Here is a 2,179-nt window from a genome sequence, read left to right as displayed (position 1 = left end):
AGCGTTGTGAGGCGTTGAGCTAACTTGTACTAATGACTCGTGAGGCTTAACCATACAACCCAGATGGGTTTGTGGTGATTAGTGATGATTACTTTACAAGCACAAAAGAATACGACTTGATTTAAGTTAGAATGATTATAAAACCCAATTAGCTTTTCAAATTTCCAAATTAGTCTGGAAACCATAGCATTGTGGCCCCACCTGATCCCATCTCGAACTCAGAAGTGAAACGCAATAGCGCCGATGGTAGTGTGGGGTCTCCCCATGTGAGAGTAGGTCATTTCCAGGCGCCTAATTTAATTTTAATGCCTAAATGACATTAAAATGATTATTTAGCTGATATGGCTCAGTCGGTAGAGCGCATCCTTGGTAAGGATGAGGTCCCCAGTTCGATTCTGGGTATCAGCACCATATTTAGCTACTTAGCTAACAAAATTTGTCTGGAAACCATAGCATTGTGGTACCACCTGATCCCATCTCGAACTCAGAAGTGAAACGCAATAGCGCCGATGGTAGTGTGGGGTCTCCCCATGTGAGAGTAGGTCATTTCCAGGCGCCTAATTTCTCGTAAAGAGAGTCGATAAATCCCCAGCACTTTGTGTTGGGGATTTTTTCGTTTAACAGCTTTTGAAATGACCACTCGAACATGGGGAAGTGAAGAGTCCGAGCGTAGTGAGGTTCAATACCCATGTGGAAGGCAGTAAATCGCTCCTGCATATACTGCATTCCCTACATCCATGTAGGTCATAGGGTGAAGCACTTGCGCTTATCAAACGTAGTTTGATGCATGGGATGAACGCGGAGGGTTTACCCGTAGCTGACCATGACAGGCGGCTTTATTCAGCCCTAGCACTCTCTATTACAATAAACGCTAGGGCTTTTTTTCGTATATACGCTCCGCGAAGGAGAGACTCTCGATGTCGGTCGATAAATGCTCCTTCAATATCGACACTTCCGCCATCCATGGCGGTCGACCCGCCGCTGAGCTTGGTCAGAAACTGCATCCATGCGTTGCTGACATTCGGCATTTCCATGTGCTTAGCCTCTGCCTTCGCAAGAAGTTACTCTCGCCACGAGCTAGCAATGTACTTGGTACATTAAACATAACCTCTTTGCTCCATGTATTCACTGTATGAACGTCGAGAGGTCATAGATATGCTCTTGTGTTACCGTCGTTAATAGCTCCTGCATTATTTTACATTCGACCCCTTGGCCTTGTACTTCCTGAATCCATTGAATCGTGCATAAGTAGCATTTTCAACATCAATGGGATCGGAGGTCTTCTAGATCTTCAATTATTCATTTAGCAGCTTCTCGAAATGACAATCTGAACATGGGAATGAAGACTTAGAACGTGTGAGGTACAACAGCCATATGACAGGCGGTAATTGACCTCGATAACGGCTCCTGCGTTAATCTACCTCCTATATCCATATAATCGTGCATAATCGATACTTCAGTCATTAAAGGCGAGCTAGTGTCACTATAAACTCGCTTAAAGTGAGAATTTGGTCATGAAACTAGATAGGGTTAGAGAAGTATAGAGCTCAGAGTATATTCATGAAGGTGTTTGTATATTAAAAGCTGATGAACAGTGATTCGTTTAGCCCTAAGTTGTAGTAAAGCTGGCTATGCCCTAAGGCTAGCTATTTCTTTATAGGTGCTTGAACAAGGTTGTTCTACTGTAAAAATAAATTCTTTAATCAAGCAAACTCCAATATATGGACTAGACTGATTATCCAGCAGACTTTTAAGGTACTAAACACTTAAGGCTTTATTAGCTGTTTGTGGGTAAGTGTGGGGGTAACTCGTGTGTAATATGTGTTTAAAGTGCTTCTTTCAAAAAACATCAGTTTTTGGCAAATAAGCCCTTGCTATCATGGCAGACATCCCTATAATGCGCTCCCACTGACACGGCAAACCAGCCTTCTTAAACAGAAGCTGAAACCCAGTCAGGGCAACAAGTAAGCTAATTAATTTCCTCGTTTTAAACGTTTGAAATTAAATTTTTAAAAGCACTTGACGCCAACAACGGGAAGTGTAGAATACGCCTCCTCAAGCCAGCGACCTAGCGTCAACGGCGGTGCTACTTAGCGCCACGTTCTTTAACAATACGAAACAAGAAATCTGTGTGGACATTCACAGGTGTTGAGTTATTCGAAATTGCTTCTTAGGAAGC

The 2,179-nt window shown here is 42.9% G+C and carries 1 protein-coding gene, 1 tRNA gene and 2 rRNA genes; 3 read left to right on the top strand and 1 reads right to left on the bottom strand.

What is annotated here, in order from left to right:
- The first annotated feature begins 173 nt into the window (after positions 1 to 173).
- The 3 genes from rrf (BM736_RS24690) (at position 174) to rrf (BM736_RS24680) (ending at position 555) form a co-directional block, all read left to right on the top strand.
- A 5S ribosomal RNA gene (gene rrf, locus BM736_RS24690) occupies positions 174 to 289 on the top strand.
- 46 nt (positions 290 to 335) lie between these two features.
- Positions 336 to 411: transfer RNA gene (locus tag BM736_RS24685), tRNA-Thr, on the top strand.
- A gap of 28 nt (positions 412 to 439) precedes the next feature.
- Positions 440 to 555, top strand: a 5S ribosomal RNA gene (rrf, locus tag BM736_RS24680).
- Between the two features lie 281 nt (positions 556 to 836).
- On the opposite strand, the gene BM736_RS24670 is transcribed toward rrf (BM736_RS24680), so the two are convergent.
- On the bottom strand, positions 837 to 1,028 hold the full coding sequence (locus BM736_RS24670) for a hypothetical protein (RefSeq protein ID WP_143562483.1): 192 nt from the start codon (positions 1,026 to 1,028) through the stop codon (positions 837 to 839).
- Between the last annotated feature and the right edge of the window lie 1,151 nt (positions 1,029 to 2,179).

Source organism: Shewanella sp. UCD-KL12, assembly GCF_001957125.1.
Taxonomy (GTDB): domain Bacteria; phylum Pseudomonadota; class Gammaproteobacteria; order Enterobacterales; family Shewanellaceae; genus Shewanella.
The sequence above is the reverse complement of the archived record's forward strand: the minus strand, read 5'-3'. Positions and strand labels throughout refer to the sequence as shown.